Origin of the sequence: Wolbachia endosymbiont of Nomada ferruginata (genome assembly GCF_001675785.1) — a bacterium.
Lineage (GTDB): Bacteria > Pseudomonadota > Alphaproteobacteria > Rickettsiales > Anaplasmataceae > Wolbachia > Wolbachia pipientis.
In genome coordinates this window covers 1-7,407 of record NZ_LYUY01000071.1, presented here as the reverse complement: position 1 = coordinate 7,407, position 7,407 = coordinate 1, and the positions used below count along the sequence as shown (strand labels likewise).

General features: G+C 35.7%; 6 protein-coding genes and 2 pseudogenes. 5 read left to right on the top strand and 3 right to left on the bottom strand.

Translation table 11 applies throughout. From position 1 onward, the window contains the following. Window positions 1–69 precede the first annotated feature (69 nt). Both BA053_RS04575 and acnA read right to left on the bottom strand, forming a co-directional pair. Window positions 70–1,167, bottom strand: a pseudogene (locus BA053_RS04575) (proline dehydrogenase family protein); the annotation flags it as partial. A gap of 134 nt (window positions 1,168–1,301) precedes the next feature. After that, window positions 1,302–3,887 carry an aconitate hydratase AcnA gene (acnA, locus tag BA053_RS04570; RefSeq protein ID WP_065094934.1) on the bottom strand — a complete coding sequence of 862 codons (2,586 nt, stop codon included), beginning with the start codon at window positions 3,885–3,887 and terminating at the stop codon, window positions 1,302–1,304. A gap of 280 nt (window positions 3,888–4,167) precedes the next feature. Between acnA and BA053_RS08785 the strand changes: the two are divergent. Further along, window positions 4,168–4,296 (top strand): annotated as a pseudogene (locus BA053_RS08785) (WPE palindromic element domain-containing protein); the annotation flags it as partial. A gap of 198 nt (window positions 4,297–4,494) precedes the next feature. Here the strand turns inward: BA053_RS08785 and secB are convergent. After that, complete coding sequence (secB, locus tag BA053_RS04565; protein ID WP_065094935.1) at window positions 4,495–4,998, bottom strand: protein-export chaperone SecB; 504 nt, start codon at window positions 4,996–4,998, stop codon at window positions 4,495–4,497. A gap of 164 nt (window positions 4,999–5,162) precedes the next feature. On the opposite strand from secB, the gene BA053_RS04560 reads away from it, so the two are divergent. From BA053_RS04560 to BA053_RS07410, 4 genes are all read left to right on the top strand, one after another. Next, entirely contained in the window at window positions 5,163–5,813 is a 651-nt protein-coding gene (locus BA053_RS04560) for a Tim44/TimA family putative adaptor protein (protein ID WP_065094936.1), read from the top strand. A gap of 17 nt (window positions 5,814–5,830) precedes the next feature. Beyond that, complete coding sequence (dnaQ, locus tag BA053_RS04555; protein WP_065106812.1) at window positions 5,831–6,526, top strand: DNA polymerase III subunit epsilon; 696 nt, start codon at window positions 5,831–5,833, stop codon at window positions 6,524–6,526. A gap of 44 nt (window positions 6,527–6,570) precedes the next feature. After that, complete coding sequence (locus BA053_RS04550) at window positions 6,571–7,179, top strand: SCO family protein (protein ID WP_065094938.1); 609 nt, start codon at window positions 6,571–6,573, stop codon at window positions 7,177–7,179. 30 nt (window positions 7,180–7,209) lie between these two features. Next, window positions 7,210–7,407 (top strand): hypothetical protein (locus tag BA053_RS07410; RefSeq protein WP_156518227.1); only part of this gene is annotated, 198 nt, incomplete at its 3' end.

The following is a 7,407-nucleotide window of genomic DNA, read 5'->3' as shown; positions in this document are numbered from 1 at the left end:
TACCTAGCTATGAGTAGGGTTATGTTAAAGAGGGAATATGCTTGAATTTACTTGTTTCCGGACAACCTCTAATCCCAATTCTTGCGTACGCTTGATTTCTGAATCCCAATATGCACCTTTTACAAGCCTCACCATAATTTTATGATTTGATCGAATAGCAACATCCTCTACAAAGTCAAGAGCAGACAAAGCACGTTTTTGATATGCTTGTACAGCCAAGCCGAGCCCTTCCCACTCAGAAAGTGATTCATCAAGCCGTAATTGTTCAAACAAGATTAAGGAAATTTCAAGCCTTTCTGTTTCTTCTGCGTCTATGCATAGTGAAATGTTGTATTTTTTTGCCTCGCGGCAGAGCTCTAAAACCTTAGTGAATATCTCACCAGCAATTCGGCCAAATTGACTAAATTCATAACGTGGGTGTAAAGCAGAAAGTTTGATTGAAATTCCATGGGATTTAAAACAATCATTTATTTCAGTGGATTCACCTATAGCTTTTATTGAATGCATATATGAATTAAAATACTCTTCTGCATCCTCAGCTGTGTGAGCAGCTTCACCGAGCATATCAAAAGAGTATAAAAACTTACTATTGTCATCTAGTTTTGCGTACCTTAAAGCTTCTTCTATGGTTTCTCCAACAACAAAATGATTACCAAGCATAGACATTGCTTGTTTTACTGCTTTGCGAATGATCGGTTCTCCTAAATTCTTAAGTAACTTAGAAATTGCGTAATAGAACTTCGAATCGCCTTCATTATCTCTCAATATACTGCTACCTATCATCAAGCTCCATGTGGAAGCATTAACAAACAACAAAGAAGAGTGCCCTAAATATTTATTCCATTCCTGATTGGCAATTTTATCTTTGATTATTTCGTCTATTGTATAATCATCTGGTATTCTAAGTAGCGATTCAGCAAGGCACATCAATGCTATTCCTTCATCATTGGAAAGCGAGTATTGCTGCATAAAGGAATCTACAATACTTAATTTATTGTGTTTGATTTTTTCAATAACTTGTTTTGCAATATTATAAATTCTACTTTTTGAATCAGCTGAAAGCTCTGCTTTTTCTACAAGATAACGTATATAACTCTTTTCATCAGTACGATAAAACCCTTGTAAACGTTTTCTGAGTTCATTAGGTTCTTGTATAGAGCTTATCATATATAATTATCTCCAAAAAATACTCTGACACCATATGTATGGTGAAATTATATCATAACTTTGCGCAGAGCAAATTGTTATTTATGAAGGGACCAGGGCTGGCTAAAAGAAGTCCATGTAATAACTTCACTAAATCAAAAGGATTGTGCAAGTATGTAGCTCAACACTCCACCACACATCAAGTATTTAGTCTCAGTTGCGGTTTGTACACAGCATTTGAGTTGAATTGATTGCTTTGAATTATCCTTTCTTTTGATGATGCATTCTAGATTTCCACCTGGCACTATTTCACCTTTTATGCTTATTACCTCGCTACCATCAAATATCTTTCTGGTTATTCCATTTTGGAATATAAGTGGAAGAACACCCATGCCGACCAAGTTGGACCTATGTATACGCTCAAAGCTTTCTGCAATTACAACTTTAATCCCCAACAATAAAGTACCCTTTGCTGCCCAATCCCTACTTGAACCTGTGCCATACTCCTTTCCTGCCACAATGATGAGAGCTTCCTTGTAGCGCATTGCTGCATCGAAAATTGACATAATTTCCTGAGAAGGAATATATTTTGTATATCCACCTTCGGTGCTAACCATTTCATTTTTTATTCTAATGTTAGCAAAAGTCCCACGCATCATTACATTGTGGTTACCACGACGAGATCCATACGAATTAAAGTCCTGTGGCTCAATCCCAAGATTTTTTAAATATATACCTGCAGGACTACTTGAGGCAATATTTCCAGCAGGGGAAATGTGGTCAGTGGTTACGCTATCGCCAAACATTGCCAATATTTGTGCACCTTTTATATCGATTTTATTATTTTTAGGTGATAAATTATCAAAATAGGGCGGATCTTGTATGTAAGTGCTGTTTGCATCCCAATTATAGATTTCACTTTTTTCACACTTTATCTTTCGCCAATGTTCATCACCAGAAAAAACATCCTTATACTTTTGTATGAACATCTCACGTGTTACCACACTTTTAACGCAATCTTCGATTTCATTGTTTGTTGGCCATATATCTTTGAGATAGACATCATTTCCATTCTTATCTTTGCATATTGAATCTTTTGTCAAATCAGTTTGCACAGTACCAGCAAGTGCATATGCAACAACAAGTGGCGGAGATGCCAAGTAATTAGCTTTGACTAACGGATGAATTCTTCCTTCAAAGTTACGATTGCCAGATAAAACTGCAGCAACGGTTAAGTTTTTGTTTTTAATGCCATCTTCTATATCTTTATTAAGTGGACCAGAATTCCCAATGCAAGTTGTGCAACCATATCCAACTAAATTAAAGCCCAGAGCATTTAGATCTACCTGCAATCCAGACTTTTCTAAATATTCTGTTACAACTTGTGAGCCTGGAGCAAGAGAAGTTTTAACCCAAGGCTTTGATTTTAATCCAAGTTTAATTGCATTACGAGCTACAAGACCTGCAGCAATCATTACACTTGGATTTGAGGTGTTAGTGCAGCTTGTTATTGCTGCAATAACTACACTTCCATCTTGGAGTTTATCGTTTTCCTTTGACTCATTAACTGAAAATGATTTAGAAAAAGACTCTGCCACTTGTGAAAGAAAAACTTTATCTTGTGGTCTTTTGGGACCAGCCATTACTGGCTTCACGCTTGATAAATCAAGTTCTAGTGCGTCAAAAAATGCTAACTCATTATTGCCACGCCACAATCCTTGCTCTTTCGCATAAGCCTCAACTAACTTAATCAGCTTTTCTGGTCGCCCTGTTAAATGTAAATAATCGAGTGTTTTCTGATCAATTGGAAAAAACCCACAAGTTGCACCATACTCTGGGGCCATGTTTGCTATAGTGGCTCTATCTGCCAAAGATAAATAATCTAAACCATCACCATAAAATTCTACAAACTTACCAACAACGCCTTTTGTTCTTAGGATATTGGTAACTGTCAGCACTAAATCAGTCGCAGTTACTCCTTCCGACAATCTGCCAATTAATTTAAATCCAACTACTTCTGGAATCACCATACTAATTGGTTGACCAAGCATCACAGATTCAGCTTCTATGCCTCCAACACCCCAACCAAGGACTGATAATCCGTTAACCATTGTAGTATGGCTGTCAGTACCAACTAAAGTGTCAGGATATATGACTCCATCCTTATTACATACAACTTGCGCTAAATACTCAAGATTCACTTGGTGGCAAATCCCTGTGCCAGGCGGCACTACTCTAAAATTTGTGAAGGACGATTCCCCCCACTTTAAAAATTGATATCTCTCCAAATTTCTTTTTACTTCTAGCTCAACATTCTTACTGAATGCGGAAACACTTCCATAACTATCTACTTGAACAGAATGGTCAATCACAAGGTCAACCGGTACAGACGGATTTATATTGCTCGGGTTTCCTCCATTTTTCTTAACATAACTCCGCATTGAAGCTAAATCAACAACAGCAGGAACCCCTGTAAAATCTTGCATCAACACCCTTGCTGGTTTATAGCTAATTTCGTGATTAGTGTGTTTATTAACGCAGTCTGCTAGTACTCTTATGTCATCCAGCTTTACGTTTACTCCATCTTCATTGCGCAATAAATTTTCAAGCAGAACCTTAAGTGAGCAGGGCAATTTAGTCACATCTATTCCTAAAAATTCACTAGCACTACTTAGGCTAAAATAGTTGTATGACTTCCTGTCAATGTTTAAAGTCGTTTTTGCGTTTAAAGAATTATTCATCCTGCATAACCATTTTTAAGTGAAAAATCAACTAATGATGTCATTCCAGTGCATGACACACAACTGTACGAACGTCCCGTGTTGCAGTAGAGTAAGCATAACTACCAATGTCATCCCAGTGCCCAGACACTGGGATCCAGAAAATTTGATTGCAAATAAGCACGCTATACAACACTTTTGATGAAATTGAACAACGAAACTGGATCCACAACTGTACGAACATTGTGATTTGAGAATAATCTCCGCCAGGAAGGGTGTCATCCCAGTGCTTTGGCACTGAGATCCAGAAAACTTAATTTTAAATAAGTACACCAGATAGCTGTATAATAAGAACTGGATTCCAGTGTCACGCACTGGAATGACATCATTTATTATGCAACATCGTGTCACATTGCAACGTTCGTACAGTTGTGAACTAGATCCCAGTGTCACGCACTGGGATGACAAGAATAATTTGCACCTGGATGACAAGGATGAAGTACATTTGGATGACAACTGGATATATAGATCACATTCAAAATTATTATGCATATTCTGCTTCATTTCAGATATTTCCTCCTTTGGTACCTCAGTAGCACAGCTATTTTCAGCTATATATTACACTGTATTAGTTAAAATTGGAATTACTACCGTTACTTTTTTGTTGTTGACCTTGCTGCTCATACATAGTTTCAAAATCCATAGGATCTAGCATCAGTGGGGGAAATCCACCACTACTTGTAACTCTTGCAATTATTTCTCTTGCAAAAGGGAAAAGAAAAGTAGGTCCGCCAATAAACAAAGCTCGTCTTACCTCTTCTTCACTCAACTCTTTTAAATTTTCTATTGAAAAAATACCACAATATTTCGTCTCACAAATGAAAGCTACACCATCTTTTATACCTTCATCTTTTACTGTTGCTCTGACTTCTATATGTAAAGTAATTTCATGGAAAGATTTTTCTTCATTCATTTCTTCTTTGTTTTTCGTCCCTTCTAATTTTGCTGAATTGATATTAACCATTACATTAATATCTGGAGCTTTACTAGAAGAAAGGAATGGCGAATTCGGATTCTCAAATGACAGATCTTTAACATATTGACCGTGAATTCTCATTTTTTGTTGTGGCATTTCTTACGTCTCCTTTAATTAAGTTGAGATATTTAATACTTTCTTATATAATATATTCATTTACAAACGAATAGCAAACCTGATTATAAGTTGATATGAAAAACATATTTTCATTAATAATTAATAATGTTCGGATACTTTATATGCCAAGGAGTTGAGTTACTATGATAGAGCTTGTAATATATGCTTTATTAGCGGCGTTCATTTTTTCACGTTTGTATAATTCTTTAGGAAGATCAGCCAACCTCAACCTAAAAAAGCTAACTAGTGTATTGGATGTAAGCCGAAGTAGAGAAGACGTAGTAGAAAACATTGAGGGTTACATTGATAGCAATGATGAAAATTCAATAAAAGTTACTTATGAACAAATATTAAAAAAAAATAAAGATTTTTCTATTTCCCACTTTATAGAAGGTTCAAGCATAGCTTTTGAATTAATAATAAAGTATTTCAATCAAGGAAATTTGTCTCAGTTAAAACCACTTCTCGATAAAGACTTATATGATAATTTTGCAGAGAAGATTAAACATCGTAAAGAGGTGCACGAGTCTATCATTGTTTCTATCGTTTCACAAAAGATTTTAGAAATAAAGCTAGTAAAAAATGTAGTGTTTATTGCAGCATATTTCCTTTCAGAGCAAATTAACTTCGTTAAGAATAATAAAGGGGATATCATATCAGGTAGTACATCCACTATTAATAAAGTTGAGGATGTATGGCAATTCAAAAAAAATGTTAATTCATCAGACCCAAGCTGGTTGCTTGTTTCTATTCACTATAAAAAGACAAGTAACGATAAGACAAATGACAAGTAAGATGAGTTTTATTTGAAATGGAAAGCAAGCTACGCGAAATAGTACTTGACACTGAAACGACAGGTCTTGACACTGAACCTGGTCATCGAATTATTGAAATAGGGTGTGTGGAATTAATTAACCGCATTCCAACAGGTAAAGTATTCCATCGGTACCTTAACCCAGAAAGAGATATACCTTATCACTCGTTTAAGATTCACGGTATTAGTGAAGAATTTTTAGAAGATAAACCATTATTTTCAGATGTTGCACTTGAATTTCTTGACTTTATATCTAATGATATTTTGGTAATTCACAACGCTGAATTCGATGTTAAGTTCCTTAACATGGAGTTAAGCAAGCTGAATGCTGGGTTAATTTCCTCAGACAGAGTGCTAGATACATTACCTCTTGCGAGGAAAAAATTCGCAGGATCACCTGCTTCTTTGAATGCATTATGTAAGCGTTTTGATATATCGCTAGAGAATAGAGAATTGCACGGAGCACTAGTTGATGCTCAATTGCTTGCAAAGGTATATGTTGAACTTACAGGAGGGTTACAAACCTTTCTGTTTGATAATGAATGCAATCAGGACAGTAACTCCACATTCGTTCAGCATAAAGTACGTAATCTAACTCCCAGAGAACATTTACCAAATAGTGAAGAAATTGATGAACATAAGAAACTGTTAGACAAAATTAACAATACACTTTGGAATAAATATATTGAATAGGTTAACCAATAAAGATACAATTCAATTTTACTGAGAGCATTCTAATGGTAAGGTTTATAAGATTGTTATCTAATGTGCTAGCAGCATTAATAGTTGTTTTTTTAGGTTATTGTTATTTCACTAAAAAAGGCATATTTGCCCCAGCAGCGATTCACAACGCAGAAGTTAAGATAGGCGGAGATTTTTCTTTAATTAATCAGGACGGACAGATCTTGCGCAGTAGTGATTTTAAAGATAAATACATGATGATTTTCTTTGGGTTTTCCTCATGCAAAAGAATTTGCCCTATGAACCTTGGAATAATTTCAGAAACACTTGCAAAGTTAGATGAGAAAACTAACAACAAGCTACAAACATTCTTCATCACAGTCGATCCTGAGCGCGATAGCACGGAAAGACTTAAAGAATTTCAGCAGCAATTTGACCATAGAATACAAATGTTAACTGGTGAAAGAGAAAAAATAAACGAAGTAGTTGCAAAATATAAAGTATATGCAAGCAAAGTAGACGGAGAAGAAGAAATCAACCATTCTTCAATAATATATCTTATTGGCCCTGGAGGAAAATATGTTACACACTTTGCAGCTGATTTAAATTCAGACGAAAGTCAATCTGATAAGATTTTGGCTGAGATAAGAAAATACGTAAACTGAATTATAGATTTTTCTGTTAATTAGTCGAGCATGCAACTGCATGAGCATTATGATTTGAGAGCAATCTCCATGGGAAGACACACACAACTGTACGAACGTTGTAGTTTGGGAGCAATTCCCACCAGTGGGGTGTCATCCCAGTGCCCAGACACTGGGATCCAGCTTCTATGCAACTTAATTAAAAACGTTTGTTTTAGCGTAAGACAACTACCTTTAGCTCATCAGCTC